Annotated in this window: 22 protein-coding genes and 1 tRNA gene; 5 read left to right on the top strand and 18 right to left on the bottom strand. The window is 65.6% G+C overall.

The genetic code is table 11. From position 1 onward, the window contains the following. Window positions 1-28 precede the first annotated feature (28 nt). Window positions 29-1,906 (top strand): ATP-binding protein, encoded by a 1,878-nt coding sequence (locus tag ACIQ3B_RS02880; RefSeq protein WP_397399811.1) that lies wholly within the window; start codon window positions 29-31, stop codon window positions 1,904-1,906. Here ACIQ3B_RS02880 and ACIQ3B_RS02875 read toward each other — a convergent pair. Both ACIQ3B_RS02875 and ACIQ3B_RS02870 read right to left on the bottom strand, forming a co-directional pair. Further along, window positions 1,883-5,149, bottom strand: coding sequence for an amidohydrolase family protein (locus ACIQ3B_RS02875; RefSeq protein ID WP_397399810.1), 3,267 nt, complete (start codon window positions 5,147-5,149; stop codon window positions 1,883-1,885). The genes ACIQ3B_RS02880 and ACIQ3B_RS02875 overlap by 24 nt on opposite strands. A 72-nt stretch (window positions 5,150-5,221) precedes the next feature. Further along, the gene (locus ACIQ3B_RS02870) at window positions 5,222-6,403 is read right to left on the bottom strand and encodes an amidohydrolase family protein (protein ID WP_397399809.1); all 1,182 of its coding nucleotides are present in this window, start codon (window positions 6,401-6,403) and stop codon (window positions 5,222-5,224) included. Between ACIQ3B_RS02870 and ACIQ3B_RS02865 the strand changes: the two genes are divergently transcribed. After that, entirely contained in the window at window positions 6,402-7,010 is a 609-nt protein-coding gene (locus ACIQ3B_RS02865; RefSeq protein WP_397399808.1) for a DNA-3-methyladenine glycosylase, read from the top strand. The two genes, ACIQ3B_RS02870 and ACIQ3B_RS02865, sit on opposite strands and share 2 nt — an antisense overlap. On the opposite strand, the gene ACIQ3B_RS02860 is transcribed toward ACIQ3B_RS02865, so the two are convergent. After that, window positions 7,007-7,489 (bottom strand): peroxiredoxin, encoded by a 483-nt coding sequence (locus ACIQ3B_RS02860; protein ID WP_397399807.1) that lies wholly within the window; start codon window positions 7,487-7,489, stop codon window positions 7,007-7,009. The genes ACIQ3B_RS02865 and ACIQ3B_RS02860 overlap by 4 nt on opposite strands. 107 nt (window positions 7,490-7,596) lie before the next feature. On the opposite strand from ACIQ3B_RS02860, the gene ACIQ3B_RS02855 reads away from it, so the two are divergent. Next, window positions 7,597-8,157 (top strand): YqgE/AlgH family protein, encoded by a 561-nt coding sequence (locus ACIQ3B_RS02855; RefSeq protein WP_397399845.1) that lies wholly within the window; start codon window positions 7,597-7,599, stop codon window positions 8,155-8,157. A 7-nt stretch (window positions 8,158-8,164) separates the two neighbouring features. On the opposite strand, the gene ACIQ3B_RS02850 is transcribed toward ACIQ3B_RS02855, so the two are convergent. The 12 genes from ACIQ3B_RS02850 to coxB all read right to left on the bottom strand — a co-directional run bounded on the left by ACIQ3B_RS02850 (window position 8,165) and on the right by coxB (window position 19,675). Further along, complete coding sequence (locus ACIQ3B_RS02850; RefSeq protein WP_397399806.1) at window positions 8,165-9,823, bottom strand: putative bifunctional diguanylate cyclase/phosphodiesterase; 1,659 nt, start codon at window positions 9,821-9,823, stop codon at window positions 8,165-8,167. Window positions 9,824-9,860: 37 nt separating this feature from the next. Next, on the bottom strand, window positions 9,861-10,472 hold the full coding sequence (locus ACIQ3B_RS02845; RefSeq protein ID WP_397399805.1) for a GNAT family N-acetyltransferase: 612 nt from the start codon (window positions 10,470-10,472) through the stop codon (window positions 9,861-9,863). 57 nt (window positions 10,473-10,529) lie between these two features. Continuing rightward, complete coding sequence (locus ACIQ3B_RS02840; protein ID WP_397399804.1) at window positions 10,530-11,792, bottom strand: M16 family metallopeptidase; 1,263 nt, start codon at window positions 11,790-11,792, stop codon at window positions 10,530-10,532. Window positions 11,793-11,796: 4 nt separating this feature from the next. After that, the gene (gene thrC / locus ACIQ3B_RS02835) at window positions 11,797-13,185 is read right to left on the bottom strand and encodes a threonine synthase (RefSeq protein WP_397399803.1); all 1,389 of its coding nucleotides are present in this window, start codon (window positions 13,183-13,185) and stop codon (window positions 11,797-11,799) included. Then, complete coding sequence (locus ACIQ3B_RS02830) at window positions 13,185-13,919, bottom strand: SURF1 family protein (RefSeq protein WP_397399802.1); 735 nt, start codon at window positions 13,917-13,919, stop codon at window positions 13,185-13,187. The genes thrC and ACIQ3B_RS02830 overlap by 1 nt, the downstream gene beginning before the upstream one ends. Next, window positions 13,909-14,268 (bottom strand): DUF983 domain-containing protein, encoded by a 360-nt coding sequence (locus tag ACIQ3B_RS02825; RefSeq protein ID WP_397399801.1) that lies wholly within the window; start codon window positions 14,266-14,268, stop codon window positions 13,909-13,911. The genes ACIQ3B_RS02830 and ACIQ3B_RS02825 overlap by 11 nt, the downstream gene beginning before the upstream one ends. Before the next feature lie 9 nt (window positions 14,269-14,277). Continuing rightward, window positions 14,278-15,150 carry a cytochrome c oxidase subunit 3 gene (locus tag ACIQ3B_RS02820; RefSeq protein WP_397399800.1) on the bottom strand — a complete coding sequence of 291 codons (873 nt, stop codon included), beginning with the start codon at window positions 15,148-15,150 and terminating at the stop codon, window positions 14,278-14,280. A 114-nt stretch (window positions 15,151-15,264) separates the two neighbouring features. Next, window positions 15,265-15,852 (bottom strand): cytochrome c oxidase assembly protein, encoded by a 588-nt coding sequence (locus ACIQ3B_RS02815; protein WP_397399799.1) that lies wholly within the window; start codon window positions 15,850-15,852, stop codon window positions 15,265-15,267. Next, window positions 15,830-15,982: a hypothetical protein gene (locus ACIQ3B_RS02810; protein WP_397399798.1), complete on the bottom strand. Its 153-nt coding sequence runs from the start codon at window positions 15,980-15,982 to the stop codon at window positions 15,830-15,832. Before ACIQ3B_RS02810 ends, ACIQ3B_RS02815 begins: the two co-directional genes overlap by 23 nt. Continuing rightward, window positions 15,979-16,944 carry a heme o synthase gene (cyoE, locus tag ACIQ3B_RS02805; protein WP_397399797.1) on the bottom strand — a complete coding sequence of 322 codons (966 nt, stop codon included), beginning with the start codon at window positions 16,942-16,944 and terminating at the stop codon, window positions 15,979-15,981. Before cyoE ends, ACIQ3B_RS02810 begins: the two co-directional genes overlap by 4 nt. An 85-nt stretch (window positions 16,945-17,029) precedes the next feature. Then, complete coding sequence (gene ctaD, locus ACIQ3B_RS02800) at window positions 17,030-18,691, bottom strand: cytochrome c oxidase subunit I (protein ID WP_397399796.1); 1,662 nt, start codon at window positions 18,689-18,691, stop codon at window positions 17,030-17,032. 18 nt (window positions 18,692-18,709) lie between these two features. Beyond that, window positions 18,710-19,675 (bottom strand): cytochrome c oxidase subunit II, encoded by a 966-nt coding sequence (gene coxB, locus ACIQ3B_RS02795; protein ID WP_397399795.1) that lies wholly within the window; start codon window positions 19,673-19,675, stop codon window positions 18,710-18,712. A gap of 360 nt (window positions 19,676-20,035) precedes the next feature. On the opposite strand from coxB, the gene tldD reads away from it, so the two are divergent. Beyond that, a complete protein-coding gene (tldD, locus tag ACIQ3B_RS02790) occupies window positions 20,036-21,466 on the top strand; it encodes a metalloprotease TldD (RefSeq protein ID WP_397399794.1) in 1,431 nt (476 codons plus the stop codon). A gap of 43 nt (window positions 21,467-21,509) precedes the next feature. Here tldD and ACIQ3B_RS02785 read toward each other — a convergent pair whose 3' ends face one another. Beyond that, window positions 21,510-23,285, bottom strand: coding sequence for a peptide MFS transporter (locus ACIQ3B_RS02785; RefSeq protein ID WP_397399793.1), 1,776 nt, complete (start codon window positions 23,283-23,285; stop codon window positions 21,510-21,512). A 161-nt stretch (window positions 23,286-23,446) separates the two neighbouring features. On the opposite strand from ACIQ3B_RS02785, the gene ACIQ3B_RS02780 reads away from it, so the two are divergent. Continuing rightward, window positions 23,447-23,806 carry a DUF427 domain-containing protein gene (locus ACIQ3B_RS02780; RefSeq protein ID WP_397399792.1) on the top strand — a complete coding sequence of 120 codons (360 nt, stop codon included), beginning with the start codon at window positions 23,447-23,449 and terminating at the stop codon, window positions 23,804-23,806. Here the strand turns inward: ACIQ3B_RS02780 and ACIQ3B_RS02775 are convergent. Together ACIQ3B_RS02775 and ACIQ3B_RS02770 are read right to left on the bottom strand one after the other, a co-directional pair. Then, window positions 23,799-24,194 (bottom strand): hypothetical protein, encoded by a 396-nt coding sequence (locus ACIQ3B_RS02775; protein ID WP_397399791.1) that lies wholly within the window; start codon window positions 24,192-24,194, stop codon window positions 23,799-23,801. The genes ACIQ3B_RS02780 and ACIQ3B_RS02775 overlap by 8 nt on opposite strands. Window positions 24,195-24,286: 92 nt before the next feature. Further along, window positions 24,287-24,361 (bottom strand) — tRNA-Gly (locus ACIQ3B_RS02770). Window positions 24,362-24,406 lie beyond the last annotated feature (45 nt).

Here is a 24,406-nt window from a genome sequence, read left to right as displayed (position 1 = left end):
GACACCCTCCGGTGTGGAGACTGTCGGGATGTCGAAGGCATACAAGGTGTCGCTAGGATCAATCACCAACGAGGCCTTCGTTGACGTCAAACTAACGGCCCATCAGCTGACTCTGCGCGGGATGCGACTGCCGGTGGCTGCGCATTATGTGTTCAATGGCCTGGCGGCGTTGGCCATGGCAATGCTGGGCCACCCAGTCATCGCCGCCGTCGCGATGGTGTCGGCCTGCGGGATCGACACGCTTCAACAGCACCTGCTTCGACGCTGGATTCGGGAGGGCGCCACCTCCGACGAACGCGAAGGCGCGATCAAACTCGCACTGCTCTGTGTCGCCCGGGTGGTCGCCTACACCGGACCGAGTTTCGTGATGGCGGCCGGTGGGGGTCTGGCCGAGTTGGCAGTCTTCGCTTTGCAGATGGCGACCTTGATTATCGTTGCGATGGGGGTCAGTGCGACGTCCCGCTACGCGTTCTGGGGCCTCTGCTCACCCCTGATCCTTGAGTGCGCGGCACTGATCCTGTTCCTGTTCGATCCCGTTACGGGCGGCTCGGTGATGCTCAGCCTGTTCACGCTTTCGTTCATCATGATCATCGTCGCCGAGAACATGGGTCGCGCGACCTCTACCTGGCACGCGGCGTTCCTGGCCAACAGCGACCTGGTCGATGACCTGGCCAAAGCGCGCGATCAGGCCGTGGCGGATCGAACTGCCGCCGATGCCGCCCGTGAGGTGGCGCGGCGCGCCAACGCCGCGAAGTCCAGCTTCCTGGCCACAATGAGTCACGAGATCCGCACACCCATGAATGGCGTGCTGGGCATGGCCGAGCTTCTCAAGCGCGATGAGACCAACCCCGCGCAGGCCGAGCGACTGGCGGTACTGATCGACAGCGGCGAGTACCTGCTTTCGATCCTGAACGACATTTTGGACATCTCCAAGATCGACGCCGGCAAGATGGCGCTGATCACGGCGTCGGAAGACTTCCGGGCGACCCTGGGCGCCGTCGTAGGTTTCTGGCGCCCTCGCGCTGACGCCAAGGGCGTGACGCTGAGCCTCTACGTCGACGATGACGTCCCCGACCGTTTGATGATCGACGCCCTGCGCCTTCGGCAGGTCGTGTTCAATCTGGTGGGCAATGCCCTGAAGTTTACCGAGAACGGCTCCGTAGAAATTCTGGCCCGGGCCGCCACGCTGGATGACGGTGCTGTCAATCTGAGGATATCAGTGCGGGACACCGGACCAGGCATCGCCGAGGCGCATATCCCGGTCTTGTTCGACAGGTTTTCCCAGGTCGAGGACGCCGACGCCCGTCGCTTTGGCGGCACGGGGCTGGGCCTCGCCATCGTCAAACAACTCACAGAACTGATGGGCGGAAAGGTTTGGGTCGAGAGCACTCTGGGCCGCGGCTCAACCTTCCACATCGAAGCTCCGGTCAACGTCGCACAGGTGGAGGAAGCCCAGGCTCGGGAGCCCATCGCACCGACTGCGGTCTTGCCGTCTTTGTCGATCCTGGTGGTGGACGACAATCCGGTGAACCTCATGGTCGTGGAACAGATGCTGGCTACGTTCGATCACCGGATTGCCAAGGCGTCGAGCGGCGTACAGGCGTTGGAAGCTCTGGCCGCCGAGCCGTACGACCTGCTGATCTCGGACATCCAGATGCCGGAGATGGGCGGCGTCGAGCTGCTGCAACGGCTGCGCGCTGGCCCGGGCTCGAACCGCGACATCCCGGCCATAGCGCTGACGGCCGACGTCACCACAGGCGATCGCAACCACTACCTGGCGATGGGCTTCAATGATCACAGCCCCAAGCCCATCCAGATCGCCGACCTTCTGGCCGCCATAGCGCGGGCAGTGGAGGGGCCCGCGATGTCGGACGAATCAAGCTCAGCTGTCCCCATCGCCGTGTGACGGCCCGGGAACACCGGCCCCCGCCTGACCGGAACGTTCCCACCAGTAGGGCTCGCGTACTCGGACGCCGGTGACGACTTCGTTCATGGTTGTCGGGTCGTAAAGCCGTCCACCCAGCATCACGCGGAAGATCCTTTCGCTGTTGCGGATATCCACCGTGGGATCAGCGTCCAACACCACAAGATCGGCCAGCTTGCCGACTTCGAGCGATCCGATGTCATTGGCATAGCCCAGGGCCGTCGCCGGCATGATGGTGCCGGCCCGCAGCGCGTCGATGGGCTTCCACCCACCTCTCACAAACGACCACATTTCCCAGTGAGAGCCCAGTCCGGCCTGTTGGCCGTGGGCGCCGATGGAAACCTGAACCCCGCGCGCCGCCAGCTTGCCGGCCTCGCGGGCGCTCTCGTCGTCGACGTAGTCTTCCTCGGCGGCGATGACCCGACGCACATTGTCAGCAGCCAGGATGCCGGGCGGGATGTGGCGCATCAGCAGCGGGTGCTTCCAGACATCGGTGTGGGCGCGCCAGTAGGGATCGCCCGCCAGACCCCCGAACGTCACAACCAGGGTTGGCGTGTAGCTGGTCGTCGTTTGCGTCCAGAGGCTCAGGAGGTCTTCATAGAAGACGCTGACCGGCACATTGTGTTCGACCGTGGCATTGCCATCCTGCACCAGGGTGACATCCATATTGTAGAGGGCGCCGCCCTCCGGGACGATCGTCATGCCTTCCTGCTGAGCGGCCCGGACGAGCATCTGGCGCTGTTCACGGCGAGGCTGGATGTAGCTCTTGATGCTGAACGCGCCCTGCGCCTTCAAGCGGCGGACATGGGCGAGCGCGTCGTCATAGGTATTGATATCGGCGTATGTGCCAGCAGCCTTGGCGCCGTAGATGGTCTCGCCGGTGGAGAACGTACGGGGCGCAAGCATCCTGCCCGACCGTTGCCTTTCGGCGGCGACAAAAATCTCGGCGGCCCGGGACGAGGGGTTGTGGATTGTGGTGGTTCCGAGCGCCAGATTGACGATAGACGACCAGTTCTGCTGCGGCACCAGATCATCGTCGCCCTGGGGGCCATGGGCATGGGCGTCAACGAGCCCCGGGATCACCGTCTTTCCGGCAAGGTTCACGACCTTGGCGCCGGCAGGGACCGTCACGCGGGATCCCGGCCCGATGGCCGCAATACGATCTCCGCGCACTACGATGACGCCGTCATCGATGATCCCGCCGGCCTTATCAGCCATGGTGACGATCCGGGCGCCGACCAGAGCCACGTCGCCGGCGACCTTGTCCGCCGCAACCTCCATGGAGAGACTTACGCCCTGGGCAGGCGCCTTGAAGGCCGACGTGTTCTCGCTGGCCGGTGCGACCAGGAAAACCCTTTCCGCATCGGCGCTGAAGAGCGTGGGGCCCAGGCTCCAGTGGACCTTGCGACCCTCGTTCGACCAGTGGATGAAGTCGGCGCCGTCGCCGCTGAGCCGCACGACCGGAAGGGGTCCACCCTCGGAATCGACCGAAAGCTCAGTCGGCCCAGGCAGCAAGGGCATGACGAAGGCCTGGTAATTCTGACGGAAGGCCAGGAAGTGGCCATCCGGCGACACCTGAAAGTCATTGACGAGGTCACCGCTCGCATGAACCCTGCGGCCTTCGCCGCTCAGGTCTGTGCTGATCAGTTGGGCCTTTCCCTTATCGCTGGCGATCATGAACACGCGATCCGAGGCCGAACCGAACTGCGGCTCTGCGGCGTTGCGCGCGATCCGGACCTGGTCGCCGCCGGTCACAGCGACCCGATAGACGCCCGGATCCTGGCTCCAGAGGTCGGAGGTCAGCCCGCCGCCAGCGCGCCGTTCGAACACCAGCGTCTTGCCGTCAGGTGAGAACCGGGGGAGCGCATAGTGTCCGGGCTGACTGGAGACATCGCGCGGCGTCCCGCCACCGCCGGCCACGATCCGGAGCCGGCCAAGGTTCGCGTCGGTCCAGCCGACATAGGCGATGGAGCGCCCGTCTCGAGACCAGGTGGGCCAAAGCTCGAGGCCCGGATCGTCTCCCCGGGTCAGACGTCGCGGCGCGCCCTCACCCATCGGCTTGATCCAGAGCTTGCCGAGGGTCTCGAACACGACCTGTCTGCCGTCCGGCGACACCTGGGCCCAGCGCGGCATGCGCGTGGTGAACCGGTCCGGCGCAACGGCGACCTTCGGGTGTACGGAATCGATCACCACCCGTGTGTCGCGCACCCGGAAAGGAATCTCGGCGGCTGCTGACCCGTCCGCGCCGACCCGGCGGATCTTTCCCCCCGCCCAGAAGACAATCTGGCGACTGTCGGGCGTCCAGCCCATGTTGGGATAGAGGCCCGAGATGGCCCAGGTCTCCTGCGTATCCTGGTCCAGGGCGTCGTAGACCTTGCGCTCGGCGCCAGAGATCAGGTCGCGCACATAGAGTTTCGACTTGGTCCGCTCGCGTCGGACAAAGGCGATCAGCTTGCCGTCCGGCGATGGCGTGGGCCGCACAGCGCCGCCGGCGCCCGCGACCACTGTGGTCACCTCCCCGGTCGCCAGGTCATGCCGCTCGATGTGGAACAGGCTGGCGTTGGAATCCTGGGCGTACTCGAAGATCGGCCCGGGGGTGACGTTGCGGGTGAAGTACACGGCCTTGCCGTCGGGGGCGAAGACCGGCTCACCCAGTTCCTTCTGGTGCTGTTCGCTTGGGCGTTTGATGATCCGCACACCGCCGCCGCCGGACACATGATAGAGCCATACCTCGCCGGTCCCCAGTGAGCGCCCGGTGCTGAAGTGCTTCTTGGCGACGATAAAGCGGCCATCCGGGCTCCAGCTAGGCTGGTTCAACAGCCGGAAGCCCTCCTTCGACACCTGCTGCTTGTTCGAACCATCGCGGTCCATGATCCGGATATTGTCGCCACCGCCACGGTCAGAGACGAAGGCGATACGCTTGCCGTCGGGCGAGAAGCGCGGCTGCTGCTCATAGGCGAGACCTTCGGCGATCCGAGTCGGCGTTCCGCCCGCAATGGGCATCATGTAGACATCGCCCAGCAGGTCGAAGGCGACGCTCTGGCCGTCGGGCGAGACGTCGACATTCATCCAGGTGCCCTGATCGACGTCGATCGGGACCTGCCGGGTGGTCATCCCCGGGGGCGCGGAGACATCCCACTTCGGGGCCCTGGGCGCGTCAGCGGCGACGGCAGGAGATGCGGCGAGCGTAAGGGCCGCCAGCAGCGTCATCAATCGAGTGGTCATGGGTCGCCTCGAGTGGTCACGAACGAATCAGCCGGCGGGACACCCGAAACTATAGCGCCAGGAAGCGTCCGCTCACGCTGCCGCCAGCGACGGTAGGTCGTGCAGGTCCCTGGCAAGGCCATTCCCCATCAGGTCGATGAAGTTGTCGCGGTAGAACTTGCGCTTCAGCTGCTCGTCCACCCCGGCCAGGTTGTCGTTGAACCGTTTCAGTGGATTGCGGCCGCCCTCTACGTGGGGGAAGTCGGAGGAGAACAGCACCATGTCCTCGCCGGAGTTTTCCATGATCCAGCGGACGTCCTCGTGCGGATAGGGCGTGACCCGGAGCTGGCGGCGCAGGATTTCCGACGGCGTGCCCGACAGGGTCTGCAGACGCTCTTCCTTGCCGAAGGCGGCGACCCCTGAATCCAGGAACTTCATCAGGCTGGGGAGCCAGGAGGCGCCCAGCTCGATGGCGCCGAACTTCAGGCGGGAGAAGCGATCGAAGACACCGTCGATCACCAGGGCCGATAGCGTCTGCCAGACGCTCAACGGGATCGACATGAAGGAGAGCGAGGTGAAGTTCTCGTCGCCGCCGTGGAAGTCCTTCACATAGGGCAGGCCATTTTCCAGATAGGCTCCCGGCATCTTCTCCTCGCCGCCCACGTGGAACAGGATCGGCACACCGGCATCCTGGGCCACGGCCCAGAGCGCATCCAGTTCGCGGTGGCTGGGGGAGAAGCCAGGCGGGTGACGCGACGGGACCACCAGCGCCTTGGCGCCCAGCGCCAGCGCCTCGCGGGCGACCTGGGGCGCGCGTGCGCGGTCGATCAGCGGCACATAGCCGGTGGCCAGCAGGCGGCGGTCCACCGAGCAGAACTCGGTCATCATCCGGTTTTGGGCGCGCGTGGCCTCGAGGGCGAGCTCGACCTCGCCCTGCTGCTCCAGACCGAAGTTTGATAGACAGGCGGTGGTAAACACAAGTTGGGATGTGAAACCCAGATAGTCCAGCGTCCTGGGACGGTGGTCAGCGTTGAAGGCGCCGAGCGCCTCATAGTTCTTGCGCAGCAGGATGTTGGCCTCTGCGCCGGCCAGGAACTCGGGGTCGCGGGCCTTCTCGGCGGCCTTGGCGAACCATTCGGGCAGAACCTCCTTACGGCCGGTCTTCTCGACGAAGTCGGCGCGGAACTTCGGGTCGATGTAGCCGTTGATCGTGCCCGGCAGTTCCATGATGTGGCTGTCGGCGTCGTGGACGGTCTGGCCTTCGACATATGCCATGGCGCATCTTCCCTGGATGGTTTCTGTTGTTGAGCGACATTCCGGACCTTCTGGCGTCGAACGTCAAGGATTCTGGCGGCGGCATCCCGCCGAGGTCGCGCGTGAACTGATCGGTCGCAGCCTGTTCATCGAGGGCGTGGGCGGGCGGATTGTCGAGACCGAGGCCTACCATCACGAGGATCCGGCCTCGCACAGCTTCAAGGGACCAACGGACAGGAATGCGGCGATGTTCGGGCCGCCGGGGCGAGCGTATGTCTATCGCTCCTATGGGATTCATTGGTGTTTGAACGTCGTGTGCGGCGAAACGCCGGGCAGCGCCGTGCTCATCCGGGCGCTGGAGCCGACGCTGGGTCTGGAGGTCATGCGGCGCCGGCGCGGGGTAGCTGATCCCCGGGCGCTGTGTTCGGGTCCCGGCAAACTGGCGCAGGCGCTGGCGGTTTCACGGGATCATGACGGCCTGCCGCTGGACGCCGCGCCCTTTCAACTGGTCGCCGGACCGACCCCCGGTCTGGAGGTCGGCCCGCGTATCGGCCTGTCAAAAGCGGTCGAGACGCCCTGGCGGTTCGGCGAGGCTGGCTCGCGGTTCCTGAGCCGGCGGTTTGGCTAGAGTTGAGCCAGCAGGTAGTCGGCGGCCGACACCCGGAATTCACCGCCCTGCTCGACGTTCAGTTCCTTCACGACGCCGTCCTTGACGATCATGGAGTAGCGCTGCGAGCGCTTGCCCATGCCGAACTTGCTGCCGTCCATCTCCAGGCCAAGCGCGGTGGTGAAGTCACCGTTGCCATCGGCCAGCATGATGATGTCGTCGCCCACGGCCTGGTCCTCGCCCCAGGCGCGCATCACGAAGGCGTCGTTGACCGAAAGGCAGGCGATCTCATCAACGCCCTTGGCCTTCAGATCAGGACCCAGTTGCTTGAAGCCGGGGACATGCTTGGCCGAGCAGGTGGGCGTGAACGCGCCCGGCACGGCGAAGAGGGCGACGGTGCGGCCCTTGAAAAAGTCTTCGGTCTTGACGGGCTTCGGCCCTTCGGCGGTCGCCTGGGTCAGGGTCGCGGCGGGCAGCGTGTCACCAACTTTGATGGTCATGGCCTGTGGTCCTTGCATGGAGATCGGAAGCCATGCTGATACCTGAGAAGCGGTCGCGACCGTAGTCTCGATTTTCAAGATTTGTGCGGCGGATCTATCTGGACACCATGGACGGCGCCTTCCTGACGGGTCAGTTCCTGATCGCCATGCCCGGCATCGGCGACGCGCGGTTCGAACGCGCCCTGATCCTGGTGTGCGCCCATGATGGCGACCACGCGATGGGGGTGGCGGTAAACCGCCCGCTGGAGGGCCTCAGCGTGCCCACTCTGCTGGAGCGGCTGGAAATCGAGGGCGCGGCGGCGATGGCTGAGCGCCCGGTGCTGATGGGCGGGCCAGTGGAGACGGAGCGCGGCTTCGTGCTGCACACCGACGACTTCGGCGCCGAGCACACCGTGACCGTTCCCGGCGGTCTGGCGCTCACCACCACCCGGGAGGTGCTGGTCGCCATGGCGACGGCGACCGGCCCGCGGCGCGCCATGCTGGCCCTGGGGTATGCCGGCTGGGGCGCCGGCCAGCTGGAACAGGAGATCCGGCAGAATGTCTGGCTGACGGTGGAGGCCGACGAGGCGCTGGTGTTCGACGACGACCACGAGACAAAATGGAACCGAGCCCTCGCCAAGCTCGGGGTCGACCCGACGTTTCTGAGCACGGAGGCCGGGGAGGCCTGAGGCAGTGCTAGCCCCGTGCTTTCACCGGCGCCGCACCATCCACATAGCTCTCGTTGAGATAAACCTCCGCCTCCTGGGCCGATAGCGCAGGGGCGTAGCCGAAACCCTGGCCGTAGTCGCAGCCGAGCGACTGGAGGTGATGGGCCATCATGGCGCTCTCGACGCCTTCGGCGATCACTTCCATGTTGAGGTCCTGTCCGAGGGTCACCACGGATTTGACGATCTTTGCCGAGCCCTCGTTGGAGGACATGGTGCGTACGAAATAGCGGTCGATCTTCAGCGTGTCGAAGGGCAATCGGGTCAGATAGGAGAGCGCCGAAAAGCCGGTGCCGAAGTCATCCAGCGCCAGACCAGCCCCGGCGGTGCGCAAGGCGCCCAGCACTATGGCGGCGCGATCGGGATCGCGCATGACGTCGCCCTCGGTAACCTCCAGCTTGAGCGCACCCGGCGGCAGGCCGGTCTCGGCTCGGATCGATTTGACCTCGGACACAAGATCAGGCCGATCCAGTTCGCCGGTGGAGAGATTTACGGCCACGGTGAGTTCGCCGGAGGCCCGGTGGCGGCGGCGCCAGACGGCCAGCTGCTGGCCCGCCTCGCGCATCATCATCGAGCCCAGCTCGGGCATCAGGCCCATTTCCTCGCAAAGCGGCAGGAAGTTATCGGGGGTAAGCAGCCCCCGACGGGGATGCTTCCATCGCACCAGCGCCTCGAAACCCGACAGCGCGCCGGAGGAGAGCCGCACGATCGGCTGATAGAAGGGCATCAGTTCGCCGCGCCGCAGGGCGCCCTTCAGGTCACCCTCGAGGGCCAGCCGCGACAGACCGTCCGTCTCAAGCCCGCGACCATAGGCCGCAGCGCCGCCACGGCCGTGGCTCCGGGCGGATTCCACGGCGAGCTCGGCGCGACGCAACAGCTCGGTGGCCTCCGGCGCCTCATCGCCGCCTGCGGCGGTTACCGCGCCGATGGAAAGGGTGGGATGGATATCGAATCCCGCCACGCGCAGAGGCTGTTCGAGAGCGCTGCGAAGGGCATCGGCGCCCGGCGAGATCGTCTTCGGCGCCAGTGAGGCGAACTCGTCCTCGCCGATCCGCGCCAGCAGGGCGCCCGGCGGGAAAGCCGCGGCCAGCCGGGAGCCGAGCGCGGCCAGCACCAGATCGGCGCGCTCATGTCCAAGCGCTTCGTTCAGGCGCCGCAATCGGTCCAGATCGGCCACGATCAGCTCGTAGTCGCCGGGCGCCTGCAGGCGCTCGCGCGCCAGGGTGATGAACGTGCGCCGGTCGGCAAGACCGGTCAGGGGATCGACGCCGGAGGCGGCGAACCGGACTTCTGCGGCCACAACGCCAGCGGCGCGTACACCCTCTTCCAGCCAGACGCCACGCCAGACACTCGGTGCGCCGCCACGCAGCCGCAGGCGCACGGCCACCTCGCCCCCCGGCTGCTGAAGTCGCAGGATATCTTCGGCCATCGCCCGATCCTGAGGCAGCGTCAAAGCTCGCAGCGCAGCTGAGGAACAGTCCGGCGCCAGGGGCCCCAGGCCAAGACTGCGGGTGGCGCCCGTCAGGCGCAGGCGGTCCTTCTGCGGCTCCCAGACCCACAGAGCGACCTCGGCAGCGCCCAGGGCCTCAAGATTGGCCGTGGCGTCCCATGTCCAGCGCTCGTTGGCCATTGCGTCCTGATCAGAGCCTTGAAATCGAGGGCGACGGTCAGACCGACACCCCCATATCCGGAGCCTCATGGGCCCCATCGGGGTTCAACTGCCCGAACAGAACATGATCTCGCCATGCGCCGTTAATTTTAAGATAAGCGGGGGCAAATCCCTCCTCGGAATAGCCTGCCTGGACCAGCAAGCGGCGCGATGGATCGTTCTGAGGAATGCACGCAGCTTCCAGCCGGTGGAGCCCAAGCGTCCGGAAGGCGAAGGCGTTGAGCGCGCGCACCGCCGCCAGCGTCAGGCCCTGGCGCGCGAAGGGTTGACCGCACCAGTACCCCACCGATCCCATCTGGGCGACGCCGCGGCGAACGTTCGACAGGGTGATGCCGCCGGTCAGGGCCTCGTCAGCCGCGCGAACTACAAAGAAGGGATAGGCGACACCGGCGTCGCGGTCCCGCGCATAGGCCATCAGACGGCGGCGATAGGAGGCTCGGGAAAGATCATCCGCCGGCCAGGTCGGCTCCCAGGGCTGCAGGAACGCCCGACTCCGGGTGCGCAGGTCGCGCCACTCGGCATAATCCTGGGCGCGCGGTGGGCGCAGCAACACGCCCTCGCCTTCAATGCGAAGGCCGCTCTCGGGCGCGATCCAGTCCAGAAGGGCCATGTGGTGAGCGTCGCGGATTTTGGATTGAGGTCAAGGGCGGTGATCACGTTGGCGCGGTCAGTTGAACAGCGCCTGTTCGAACGACTCTGCCGCGCCCAGAGCAGCGCGGGGGCCCAGGATGGCGACCGCAGCCTGGCGTGAGGCCAGGATGCGGCTGGTCAGGGCGGCGAGCTGGGCCGGGGTGACGGCGTCGATCTCGGCCGCGGGATCCTCCGGATCCAGGGTTTTGCCGAACAGGAGAACCTGACCGGCGGCCTGCTCGGCGCGGGCGAGTGCAGACTCGCGACCCATGAACATCGAGCCTTTCAGCTGGGCCTTGGCGCGGGCCAGCTCAGCGTCCGGAACCGGCCGGGTGAGTCCCTGGATTTCGCGGGCGGTCACCTGCGCCAGTTCGACCGCGTTCTTCGCCTCGCAGCCCGCAAACACGCCCAGCACTCCGGTGTCCGCATAGGTTTCGGAATAGGCGTCAATGGCGTAGGCCAGCCCGCGCGCCTCGCGGGCCTCCTGGAACAGGCGTGACGCCATGCCGCCGCCCAAAATTTCGGCCAGTAGCCGGAGCGCGAAATAGTCGGGATCCTGGACGCCGACGGCCGGTAACAGCAGCACCAGATTAGCCTGCTCCAGCTTGCGCGCGACCGTCTTCGACCCGGATATGAAAGTCGCCGCTTCGGCGGCGGGAAGGCCGCCGCCGGACGCGCCGCCGAATTCCCGCTCAGCCAACCTCAGCAGCTCATCCTCATCCACCGCGCCCGCAGCGCTTACGACCAGGGTTTCCGGCGCATAGAGGGCGGCGCGCCAGTCGCTAAGCGTCCTGGTCGTGGCCGCGCCGATGGACTTCGGCGTACCCAGGATGGGGCGACCCAGCGGCTGACTCGAGAACGCGGCTTGCTGCGCCAGTTCGAAGACCAGATCGTCCGGCGTATCGGCCGCCTCGGCGATCTCCTGGCCAACGACCTGTTTCTCGCGTTCCAGATCGCCCTCGTCCATCACCGGACGTAGCACCAGATCGCCGAGCACCGAGGCGCCGAGGTCGAGGCCGGCCTTGAGGGCCCGGATCTGGAAACTGGTCCGCTCATAGCCGGTGGCCGCATTGATGTTGCCGCCCTCGGCTTCGATCACCTCGACGATCTCACGCGCAGACCGGTCGCCCGCGCCCTTGAAGACCATGTGCTCCAGCAGGTGCGACCAGCCCGAGCGGGCTTTGTCCTCGAACCGCGCGCCGCGACCGGCGACGACGGACAGCGCCACGGTCTGCCAGCCAGGCAGCGGATCGCACACAACGCGCACGCCATTTGGCAGAGTGTGAACCTTGGGGGTCAAGGCTTCAGGCTTCCGCGAACGCGCGGACGTAGGCCTTGATCGTATCGGCATCCCCCGGCAGCCGGTCGAAGCGCTCACGGCGACCCGACAGGCTGGCGACGCCACGCGGCAGCATGGGCTGTACGCCGGATGCACGGGTCACATCGTCCGGGAACTTGGCCGGATGCGCCGTCGACATAACCACGGTGGGGCCCTCGAGGTCCACATGGCGAAGGACCGCCACGGCCACGGCCGTGTGCGGATCAATCAGTTCGCCGGTCTCGTTGAGGGTCGAGACGATGGTGCGGGTGGTTTCATCCTCGCCAATCGCGACGCCGGAGAAGATGCCCTGCATGTAGCTGAGCGCGACCGGCGGGATATCGATCACGCCGGAGGTCCGGAACGCCTCGAAAGCGCGGGCAGTCTCCACCGAATCGCGGCGGACGGCCTCGAAATAGAGCCGCTCGAAGTTGGACGCCGACTGGATATCCATGGCCGGCGACAGCGTGGGCTGAACGGCGCCGCGCGTGTAGCGTCCAGTGGTGAAAGCCCTCGCCAGGATATCGTTGGAATTGGTGGCCACCACGATCCGCTTGACCGGCAGGCCTAGCCGCCTCGCCACGTAGCCCGCAAACGCATCGCCGAAATTGCCCGACGGCACCACGAAATTGACCGGTCGATCCGGCGCGCCGAGCGCCGCGGCTGTCGTGAAGTAGTAGACTGACTGGGCTGCGATCCGGGCGAAGTTGATCGAGTTCACGGCGGCGAGATCCACCGACTGGCGCAGCACGCGGTCCAGGAAGGCGTCCTTCAGGATGGCCTGGCAATCGTCGAACGTGCCGTTCACCGCCACGCAGGCGATGTTGCCCTCTTCTGCGGTCGTCATGAAGCGCCGCTGGACCTCCGAGATCCGGCCCTCGGGGAACATCACCACGACCTTGACGTTCTTCGCACCCCGGAAGGCTTCCACCGCCGCGCCGCCGGTGTCACCGGAGGTGGCGCAGAGGATCGTCTGCTTGCGGCCCTGCCGGCCCAGGAAGTGGTCATAGAGGCGCGCCAGGATCTGCATCGCCACGTCCTTGAAGGCGAGGCTGGGGCCGTGGAACAGTTCAGCGATGAAGGTCTGGGGTCCGATCTGCACCATGGGCACGACGGCCCTGTGGCTGAAGGTGGCGTAAGCCTCCTCGCACATGGCCAGCATCTCGGCAGGCGTGATCTCGTCGCCAGCGAAGGCGCCAAGCACCTCGGCGGCGACCTGGGCGTAAGACATGCCGGCAAACGCTGCGATCCGGTCGCGGGCCAGGGCGGGCCAGGCCTCGGGCACGTAGAGACCGCCGTCGGGGGCCAGACCGCCGAGCACCGCGTCGGTGAATCCGACCGCAGATGACTCCCCCCGGGTCGAAATGTAGCGCATCAGGAAACTCGCCTGCGAAAGAGCATGGCGGCATAGACGCCGAGCAGGGCGGCGGCAAGGCCGTACCAGGTGAGCGCGTACTCCAGATGGCGATTCGCAATGTCTGCCGGGATTGGTGCGGGAATCAGCGCTTTCCAGTCCGGGTTGGAGGCGGTCTCGGCCATCAGCACGAGGGGCGCGGGCCGGGGAGCCTTCAGCGCAGCGGCCATGCTGGCAAGGTCGCGGGTGTACCAGCGCTGGGCGGTATTGGAGGGGGAGAACCGGTTGCCGGCTTCGGGCTGGCGCAACACACCCACCAGCTTCAGCACGGTCTGGTCGGTGGCATCGACGGGCGGTCGTGCGGATAGGCTGTCGGACACGAAGCCGCGATCCACCAGGATGGAGCCATAGGCCGCGCCATCCAACCGACAGGCTGACATCAGACGCACCCCCGCCTGGCCGTCGCGCAAAGCGTAGAGTTCGACGTACGGCGCCTTTGACAGGCCCGGGCAGTCCAGGTTGACGCGGGTGAAATCGGCGTCGCCGCCTTCGGCGATCCGCGCCAGCACCGGGAGGACAGGCTGGGCGGGTGCGGCCTGCAGGGCATTTATCCGGGCCAGCAACTGCTCTTTCCATTGCAGGCGCTGAAGCTGCCAGGTTCCGAGCCCGACCAGGATTGCAAACGCCACCACCACCGACAGGGTGAGGCCCAGCGGAAACCGCCGTCGGGGGATCGCGGGATTCTCAGTCGTCACTGCGCGCCTCGGCAGCCTTGTTCGTGAACTGCGCAGCCAGCATCACGCCCTTCAGCGGACGCATCAACGCGAGTGACAGGATCAGGGTTCCCGGCAGCCAGAGCACAAGATGAAGCCAGATTGGCGGGCGGAACCGGAATTCGGTGAAGACGGCGGCGAACGCCACGATGAACCCCGCGATCAGGATCACGAACACCGCCGGCCCGTCGCCCGAATCGGCCTTGGCGAAATCTGCGCCACACGCCTCGCATGAGGGTGCGACCTTCAGGAACCCATCGAACAGATATCCCTCGCCACAGGCGGGACAGCGTCCTGCGAGACCCGCCAGCAGCGGCTGGGGCTTGCTCAATGGGTCGGCCTAATGGCCCGCTCCGCTGAAGACCACGTAGATGAAGGCGAACAGGAACAGCCACACAACGTCAACGAAGTGCCAGTACCAGGCCGCCGCCTCGAAGCCGAAGTGTTGCTTGGGCGTGAAGCCCTTGCCCATCAGGCGCACCAGGCAGACCGCCAGGAAGATGGTGCCGATCAGCACGTGGAAGCCGTGGAAGCCGGTGGCCATGAAGAAGGAAGACCCATAGAGACCCGAGTTCTCCTGACCTTCGCCGCCGAAGAAGTAGTCGTGGGAAAGGATGTGATGATACTCGTAGGCCTGGATGGCGGTGAAGATCGCGCCCAGGATCACAGTCAGGATCAGCCCTGTCTTGGCGCTCTTGCGGTCGCCAACCTGCAGCGCGTGGTGCGCCCAGGTGACAGTGGTGCCCGAGAGCAGCAGGGTGAGGGTGTTGACCAGAGGCAGTTCGAACGCCGGGATGGTCTCGATGCCTTTGGGCGGGAAGGTGGCCCAGGCAGCCTGAACCTCCTCGATCGAACCCAGAGTGCGGTTGCCATGGAACAGCGCCGCCTCGAAGAAGATCCAGAACCAGGCCACGAAGAACATGACTTCCGAGGCGATGAACAGGACCATGCCATAGCGGAGCCCGATCGACACCACCGGGGTGTGATCGCCGCGATTGGCTTCCTTGATTACGTCGGCCCACCAGCCGGCCATGGTGTAGAGCACGCCCGCCAGGCCGGCGTAGAATAGCCACGACGTACCTTCGGGGAGGCCGAACAGGCCCTTCATCCAAACCACGCCGCCCAGAGCCATGACCGTCGCGGCGATCGAGCCGATCAACGGATAGGGGCTGGGATCCACCAGGTGGTAGTCGTGCTTTACGCCTGCGGCCATTGCGCTCAGATCCCCTCGTAGAATGCCGGGCGCGCAACCAGAGTCGCGCGCAGCCAAACTTGCGCCACGCTATAGCCCCGCGCCGAGCGGTTCGCCAAGGGGGAAAGGCAGGTTTCAGCCCTTCTTGTCGGGCTTGGGCGCTTCGGCCTGGACGGCTTCGGTAGACGGGAAGAACGTGTAGCTGAGCGTGACCTCGGGCTTGCCCTTGGTGTTCATATCCTGAGCGTACTCGGGATCAATGAAATAGAGCACCGGCATTTCGACGGTGGCGCCGGCGGCGATGGTCTGATCCTCGAAGCAGAAGCACTGGAGCTTGCGGAAATAGGCGCCGGCCTGCTCGGGCACCACATTGTAGATGGCGCGCGCCGTCACGGGCCGGTTGGAGTTGTTGGTGACCTTGAAGAAGGCCAGCTTCGTCTCACCGATCCTGACGGACTGGGAGGTCTGTTCGGAGGTGAACGTGAACGGCAGGTCCCGCGTGTTGGCGTCGAACCGCACGGTCATGGTCTTGCCGAGGATGGTGTCCGGCGCGGCATCCGCCCGGCGCACAGTGCCATCGAACCCCGTGACCTGGCAGAACAGCTTGTAGAGCGGCACCGAGGCATAGGCCGCCCCGATCATGCCGAAGAAGGCCGTCGCACAGATGACGGCTACGCGGACGTTGCGCTTGCGGTCCGGATCAGAGTGCGCGGTCAAGGACATTGGCGCCCATTTTTATGACGGTGACGACGTAGACCAGGGCCACAAACAACACCAACCCCACCGCGATCACGATGTTCCGGCCCCGGCGGGCCCTGGCGAAAGTATCGTCCTCACGGACCGGTTGATTCATGACATCCATTCCAGGGGCCTGAGGCCCATCAGGTGCTCGACCAGCAAGGTGGCGAACAGGAGGGTCAGGTACAAGATCGAGAAGGCGAAAAGATTGCGCGCGTCGCGGGCGCCGGCCCGCACATCATAGAGGCCATCGGTGTTGCGCGGGTCCGCAGCATCGCCGGCCTGGCTGCGGAACAGGCGCCACGCCAGGAGGAGGAAAACCGCTCCACCGAGTCCCGAGACGATGAGATAGGCCAATCCACCCAGGCCCGTGAACGCCGGCGCCACGCAGAAGGGGATCAGCAGGACGCTGTAGATCAGGATCTGCTTGCGCGTGGAGGCCGGCCCCTTGACGACCGGCATCATCGGCACGCCGGCCTTTTCGTAGTCTTCGGACGTGTAGAGCGACAGCGCCCAGAAGTGAGGCGGCGTCCACATGAAGATGATGGCGCACAGCAGCCAGGCGTTGGCAGGGGCCGTACCTGTGACCGCAGCCCACCCGATCACCGGTGGCAAGGCCCCGGCGAGTCCGCCAATGACGATGTTCTGCGCCGTCGAGCGCTTCAGCCACATGGTGTAGACCACGGCGTAGAAGAAAATGGTGAAGGCCAGCAGACCGGCCGCCAACCAGTTCAGCGCCATGCCCATGAGCATGACCGAGAACAGCGACAGCACCACGCCCAGCGCCACGGCGTCAGCGCCCTGGACCTTGCCCGATGGCACCGGGCGCCCGCGCGTGCGGCGCATCTTGGCGTCGATGTCGGCGTCGTACCACATGTTGAGCGACGCCGAGGCGCCGGCCCCCACCGCGATACAGAGGATCGCCACCGCGCCCAGCACCGGATTAATGGGCTGACCCGCGCAAACCAGACCGGTCAGCGCGGTAAACACCACCAGCGACATTACGCGAGGTTTCAGCAGCTGGAAGAAATCCTGCCAGCGCGCAGGCGCTTTCGGAGAGCTCAGGGCCTCGGACATGGCGATGGCTATACTCGGAAAAAGTCAGGGGCGCGCCCCGAACCGGACCGCGCCCCCAAATATTTGTTCTGGACCGAAGACCGACCTAGTGGTGGGCGTCGGGCTTGATCACCGGCAGTTCGTTGAACTGGTGGAACGGCGGCGGCGAGGACAGGGTCCACTCCAGCGTCGTGGCGCCTTCACCCCAGGGGTTGGCCTCGGCCTTGCGGCGACGGATCGCCGACTCGGCCAGCATGACGAGGAACACCCCGACACCTACGGCTGTGATCATATAGCCGTACGTCGAGATCCGGTTCCAGTACTCGAATGCGGTGGGATAATCGACGTAGCGGCGCGGCATGCCCTGGAGACCCAGGAAGTGCTGGGGGAAGAAGATCAGGTTCACGCCAACGAAGGTGATCCAGAAATGAGCGGCGCCGAGGAGCTCATTGTACTTCACGCCCCACATCTTCTCATACCAGTAGTAGAAGCCGGCGAAGATCCCGAACACCGCGCCCAGGCTGAGCACGTAGTGGAAGTGGGCGACCACGTAGTAGGTGTCGTGCAGGCTGTAGTCGATGCCGGCGTTGGCGAGCACCACGCCGGTCACCCCGCCCACCGTGAACAGGAATATGAAACCGATCGCCCACAGCATGGGCGTCTTGAAGTCGATGGACCCGCCCCACATCGTGGCGATCCATGAGAACACCTTCACGCCCGTGGGCACGGCGATGACCATGGTGGCCGCCACGAAATAGGCCCGCAGCTCGATGCCCATGCCCGCGGTGTACATGTGGTGGGCCCACACGATGAAGCCGACGAAGCCGATGGCCACCATGGCGTAGGCCATGGCCAGATAGCCGAAGACCGGCTTGCGCGAGAAGGTGGAGACGATGTGGCTGATCATGCCGAAGGCGGGCAGGATCAGGATGTAAACTTCCGGGTGACCAAAGAACCAGAACAGGTGCTGGAACATGACCGGATCGCCGCCGCCGGCGGCGTCGAAGAAGTGGGTGTTAAAGTTGCGGTCGGTCAGCAGCATGGTGATCGCGCCAGCCAGAACAGGCAGCGAGAGCAGCAGCAGGAACACGGTCACCAGGATCGACCACACGAACAGCGGCATGCGGTGCAGGGTCATGCCCGGCGCGCGCATGTTGAAGATGGTGGTGATGAAGTTGATGGCGCCAAGGATAGAGCTGGCGCCGGCCAGGTGCACCGACAGGATCGCGACATCCATTGCAGGCCCGGTATGGCCGGACGTCGAGAGCGGCGGATAGAGCGTCCAGCCTCCGCCGAACCCCTTGCCGGGTCCGCCGTCAACGAACATCGATACCACCAGCAGCACCCAGGCCGCCATCAGCAGCCAGAACGAGATGTTGTTCATCCGCGGGAAGGCCATGTCCGGAGCGCCGATCATCAGCGGCACGAACCAGTTGCCAAACCCGCCGATCATGGCGGGCATGACCATGAAGAAGATCATGATCAGCGCGTGGCCGGTGACGACCACGTTGTAGCCATGCTTGGACGGCTCGATGAGACCCGTCGCAGCCAGCCATGAGCCTTCACGGAACACCTGGATACCCGGCTCGTACAGTTCCCAGCGGATGAGGCCGGAAAGCGCACCGCCCACCAGGCCCGCCATGATGGCGAACAGGATGTAGAGCGTGCCGATATCCTTGTGGTTCGTGGAAAGGAACCAGCGGGTGAAGAACCCCGGCGTGTGGTTGCCGTGTTCGTCCTCGTGTCCGTATGCGGCGGCTTGTGCCATCTGACGCGATCCTACGATTTACTTGGCGGCCGGCGCTGAAGGCGCTGGCAGTGTTGCGACGGCGGGCGCCGCGGTTGCGGGGGCTACGGCAGGCGCCGTTGCGGCCGTGGGTACGGCGGCGTCCGTTGCGGCCGGGGCGGCGACTTGGGCCGCAGGCACAGCGCCGGCGACCGAACCGCCCTTCTTGACGACCCAGGCATCAAAATCGGCCTGGCTGACCACGCGGACCTCGATGGGCATGAAGGCGTGATCGATGCCGCACAGCTCACGGCAGTTGCCGTAGTAGACGCCGATACGGTCGGCCTTGAACCAGGTTTCGTTCAGACGGCCGGGCACGGCGTCAGCGATGATCCCGAACGAGGGCACCGCGAAGGCGTGGATCACGTCGGCGCCGGTCACCTGGACCCGCACCACCTTGTTCACCGGCACCACCAGGGGTTCGGTCACCGCCAGCCGGTAGGGCACGTTCTTCGCGACGGCCTTGTCCTCGGGCAGGATGTTGGAAATGAACTCGCCGACCTTCTGGTCGGGGTACTCATAGCCCCAGTACCACTGATACCCGGTGGCCTTGATGGTCACGTCGGGCTTGGGCATGTCGTTGTAATCGAACAGAAGCCGGAACGAGAAGATCGAGATCACCACCAGGATCAGCACCGGGCCCAGGGTCCAGCCTACCTCCAGCGCCGTGTTGTGGCTCCACTTGGCCGGCACCGGATTGGCGCGCTTGTTGTAGCGGACCACCACCCACACCAGCAGCGCCAGCACGAACAGCGTAATGGCGGTGATGATCGGCAGCAGGATCCAATCGTGGAACCAGATGGCCTGGAGCCTCAGAGGCGTTACGCCCGGTTGAAGCGCTATGCCGCCCGGCGTCGGCTCGCCCATCCGGTCGGCAGCCCAGGCCGACGTGCTCCAGAATAGTGCTCCGGCGCTTGCGAGCAGGCCTGCCGCCCGCGTCCGCATTCCGTGAAAACTCGACTTCATGTCCCCTCGGTCTGGCTGGCCGGCGGCGTCCCGCAGGATGGGCGAGAGACCACCACCGACTTCGGAAGGCGACGTAGCGACACGCTGGCGCAGCGTTCATTCGGCCCCTTCAGCGGCGGTGCATACGCGCATCGCTTGGGATTGCCAAGGCGTCTAGGGCCCTAAGGTGGCGACGGATTGCGATGATCGCCATTCTGTCGTCGCAAAGCCGGAGCCGACGACGATCCCAGGCAGTTCGCAGAGCCATGTTCGCCGGAGCTGGAGGCAGCCACTGCCCGCAACAACGCTCAGGAGCCGGGAACGTGCAGCGGGCGTCATCAAAGGGTGACGCTGGGCCGGACAATCCCTATCTTGCCCTGCATGAACGCTCCCAGCCCTGCCCCATCGATCCTGGACGCCGCCGGCGTCGACCCCGACCGCGCCCGCGAGATCCTGCATGAGGCGCTGGTCGGCGCCGATGACGGAGAACTGTTCGTCGAGCGTTCCGAGAGCGAATCGTTCCTGTTCGACGACGGGCGGCTGAAATCGGCGGCCTATGACGCCACCGAGGGCTTCGGGCTGCGCGTGGTGGCCGGCGAGACGGCCGGCTACGCCCACGCCAGCGAGATCTCAGAGGCCACGATTCGGCGGGCCGGCCAGTCAGCGGCTCTGGCCAAGCGCGGCTACGAAGGGGTCGCGGCGGAAGCGCCGCGCGCTACCAACGCCAAGCTCTACGGCGAGGAGAACCCGCTGGCATCCCCGGAATTCTCGGACAAGGTCGCCCTGTTGCAGGAGATCGACGCCTGGGCTCGCGCCAGAGACCCCCGGATCGTTCAGGTGATGGCGTCCATAGCCGGCGAACGGCGCACGGTGGAGATCCTGCGGGCCGACGGACGGTTGATCCGCGACGTTCGGCCGCTGTGCCGGATCAATGTGCAGGTGACCGTCGAGCGCGATGGCGCCCGCGAGAACGGCTACACCGGCGCCGGCGGCCGCGCAGGCTTCGAGGCCTGGATCAGCCCGGACAAGTGGCAGGCCCAGGTGGACGAGGCGCTCCGCCAGGCGCTGACCAATCTGGACGCCATCCCTTGCCCGGCCGGCGAGATGGACGTGGTGCTGGGTCCCGGCTGGAACGGCGTTCTGTTGCACGAGGCTGTCGGCCACGGCCTGGAGGGCGACTTCAACCGCAAGGGCACATCGGCCTTTTCGGGCCGTATCGGCGAGCGGGTGGCCGCGCCGGGCGTGACCGTATTCGACGACGGCACCCTGCCCGGTCGCCGCGGTTCGCTGACCATCGATGACGAGGGCACGCCCACGGAGCGCACCGTGCTGATCGAGGACGGGATCCTGGTGGGCTATATGCACGACCGGATGAGCGCGCGGCTGATGGGGCTCGCCCCCACCGGCAATGCGCGGCGACAGTCCTATGCCTACATGCCGATGCCGCGGATGACCAATACGGCGATGCTGAATGGCAGCCATACCCAGGCCGAGATGATCGCCTCGACCAAGCGTGGCCTCTACTGCGCCAACTTTGGCGGCGGCCAGGTGGACATCACCAACGGCAAGTTCGTGTTCCAGTGCACCGAGGCCTATCTGATCGAGAACGGCAAGATCACCACGCCGGTGAAGGGCGCGACCCTGATCGGCGACGGTCCCTCGGCGCTGACCCGGGTGACGATGATCGGCGACGATTTCGACTTCGACCCCGGCGTCGGCGTCTGCGGCAAGTCGGGCCAGAGCGTACCGGTGGGCGTGGGCCAGCCGTCGCTGAAGATCACCGGCCTGACGGTGGGTGGGACCAGCGTCTGACCCCTTGCCTTCCCCGTTCACGGGGAAGGGGGACCGCCTCCGATCAGGCCTCGCGCTTCGGGGGCTCCGTCGTGGTGTTGGCGCCGTGGTCCCAGTGGCGGATCAGGTAGCTCAGGCCGATAAAGACCACGCCGCAGCCGATCCCGGCCCAGCCCAGCTTGTTGAAGCCGTCGATGGAGGTCGCCAGGGCCGCCGCCGGATCCAGAACCTGGCCGCCGACCGTCTCGGTTCCCATGGCGCCGGCGATGATACCGCCCACGTACTGGGCGATGGAGGACGCCAGGAACCATACCGCCATCATGAACGACACGATCGAGGCCACCGAAAGCTTGGTGATCTGCGACAGGCCCACAGGCGACAGGAACAGCTCCCCCGTGGTGTGCAGCATGTAGAGCAGCGCCAGGATGACCAGAGGCATCCGGAACTGGTCATCCGCCATCCCCTGCGCCCAGACCACCACCAAGAAGCCAAGCCCCACCTGGATCAGACCCAGGCCGAACTTCATGACTGGATTGAGGTCGAGGTTGCGGCTGGCCAGCCAGGCCCAGAGCGCGGCGAAGATCGGCGCGAAGATCAGGATGAAGCCGGCGTTGAACGACTGGGTCTGGCCCGCCGATATTCCCAGCAGGTCGACGTTGCGATCAGCGAACAGGTTCAGCGATGTACCTGCCTGTTCGAACAGCGTGAAGAACACCACCGAGCCGAAGATAAGCACCATGGCCAGCAGCATCCGCTCACGCTCGACCTTGTCGCACCTCGCGGCGAGGAACCAGGCGATGAAGACCAGCGCAACGACGGTCGAGATACCCAGCGCCCAGCCGACCAGCTGGTTGCTCTGAACCAGCAGCCAGATCGGGATCACCCCCAGCACACCCAGGCCGTAGATCAGCCACTCAACGTTCAGGGGACCAGCCACCTGGCGGGTGAGCGCCTCGGGCGCCGGCGGCTCGCCCTTGCCCATGAGGTGCTTCTTGCCCAGCACGAAGACGATGAAGCCCGCCGCCATGCCGACGCCCGCCAGGCCGAAGCCGGCCCACCAGCCGACCGTCTCACCCAGCAGGCCGCACAGCACCGAGGCCCAGAAGGCGCCCAGGTTGATGCCGTAGTAGTAGAGGGTGAACCCGGCGTCGCGGCGCGGATCTCCTTGCGGATACAGCTGGCCGACGATGGCGGAGATGTTGGGTTTCAGGAAACCCACACCGACGATGATCAGGGAGATCGCCAGATAGAAGGCAGTCTTGCCCAGCGGATCCGACTGCGTCTCGATTGTGTAGGAGCCCTTCGGCAGGACCGCAGGCAGAGGCGCGCTCGCAGGCAGGCCTTCGATCTTCAGGCCGCCGCCCTCGGCGGGTCCAAACGCATGTGGCTGGCCCCCGATGGTCAGGCGAACCTCCCGGGAATCCATCCGGCCTTCTGCGGAGATCTGATAGCTCTGGCCCGCATAGGTCAGGGTCTGGGTCGAGGGCCTGCCCTCCACCGCCATGGTCAAGTGCCCCGCGACCAGCAGCAGCGCGCCGAAAGCCACCGCCTTGCGCGTGCCAAGCCAGCGGTCGGCCAGCAAACCGCCCACCAGCGGCAACAGATACACCAGCGAGGTGTAGGAGCCGTACTGCGCGCCGGCCGTCTCATCGTCGAACAGCAGGTGCTGGGTAAGGTAGAAGATCAGGATCCCGCGCATCCCGTAGTAGGAAAACCGCTCCCACATCTCGGCGAAGAACAGGATGATCAGGCCGCGCGGGTGGTTCTTGAGCAGCTGGAGCAGCACGGGGATACCGGTGACCAGGGTGATCACGATACCGATCAGGACGACGATGTTCATGGGAAAGGGGTTCCGGTGATCAGGAAAGGTATGACGCCCCAAAGCCCCCGGCGCGCCTGTCGCAAATCTGCACCGACAAAATCACGCGCCATCCCCAAGCACAAGCAAGGCGGCTATAGCTTTGCGGACAATCGGGCTGCATCGCCCCCTTGAGGCTCTCAATGAAAACACCCGGACCCGACCATCCGATCTCCATCACGAGCGCGCCGAACCGCTGGCAGGCGCGCTTCAACGGCGAGGTGATCGCCGACAGCGCCGATGTGCGCGTGCTGAAGGAGGCCAGCTACCCGGCGGTGATCTACTTCCCGCGCGCCGACGTGACCATGGCGGCGCTGTCCCGCACAGAGCGGTCCACCCACTGCCCCTACAAGGGTGATGCGGCCTACTATTCTCTCGGCGTCGGCGACAGGACATCAGAGAACGCCGTCTGGACCTATGAGGCGCCCTATCCGGCCATGGTCGAGATCGAGGGCCGGCTGGCCTTCTACGCCGACCGGGTGGAAATTCTCGATGTCAGATAACGCCGTCCCGGTTCTGGGCCAGACGCCAGCCGGTGTATTCCGGCACGCTGGTCACTTCGCGGACACACCAATCGGGAATCTCGACGGACATGGCGGCCATGCGGTTGCTAGCCTCACATTCGGCCAGGATCAGGCCGCTCAGGTCGCCCTCGAACACGTCGACGGTAAAGCCACCCAGCCTGTGCCGCAGCTTGCTCAACCGCTCGCCAGGCAGGGCGGCCAGCACTGCATGCTCCTCGGCGTTGAGATAGAGGTTGGCCATCGGGCCGATCAGCGGGTTATCCGGGGCGTATTTCTTGGCCAGCTTGAACTCGCGTTCGCCGGACGAGAGATGGGTGATAGCGCGCAGACCTGAAAGCGACTCGGGCAAGCTGTATCTTGAGGCCATGGCCATGCTCAAAGCCGGAACAGAAACGCCCGAAAATCTCCCGAAAACGCAAACCGGCCCCCAACCGGGAGCCGTCAAGTGATTGAAATTATTGGAGCGGCCGGGGGGAATCGAACCCCCGACATTCAGCTTGGGAAGCTGACGTTCTACCTCTGAACTACGGCCGCGCTGAGCGACCCTTTAGCGGCTCGCGCGCATCCCCTCAAGGCGTG

The sequence above is a fragment of the Phenylobacterium sp. genome (assembly GCF_044358365.1).
Classification (GTDB): domain Bacteria; phylum Pseudomonadota; class Alphaproteobacteria; order Caulobacterales; family Caulobacteraceae; genus Phenylobacterium.
Note: the sequence above shows the minus strand (reverse complement) of the source record. Positions and strands in the feature narration are given on the sequence as shown.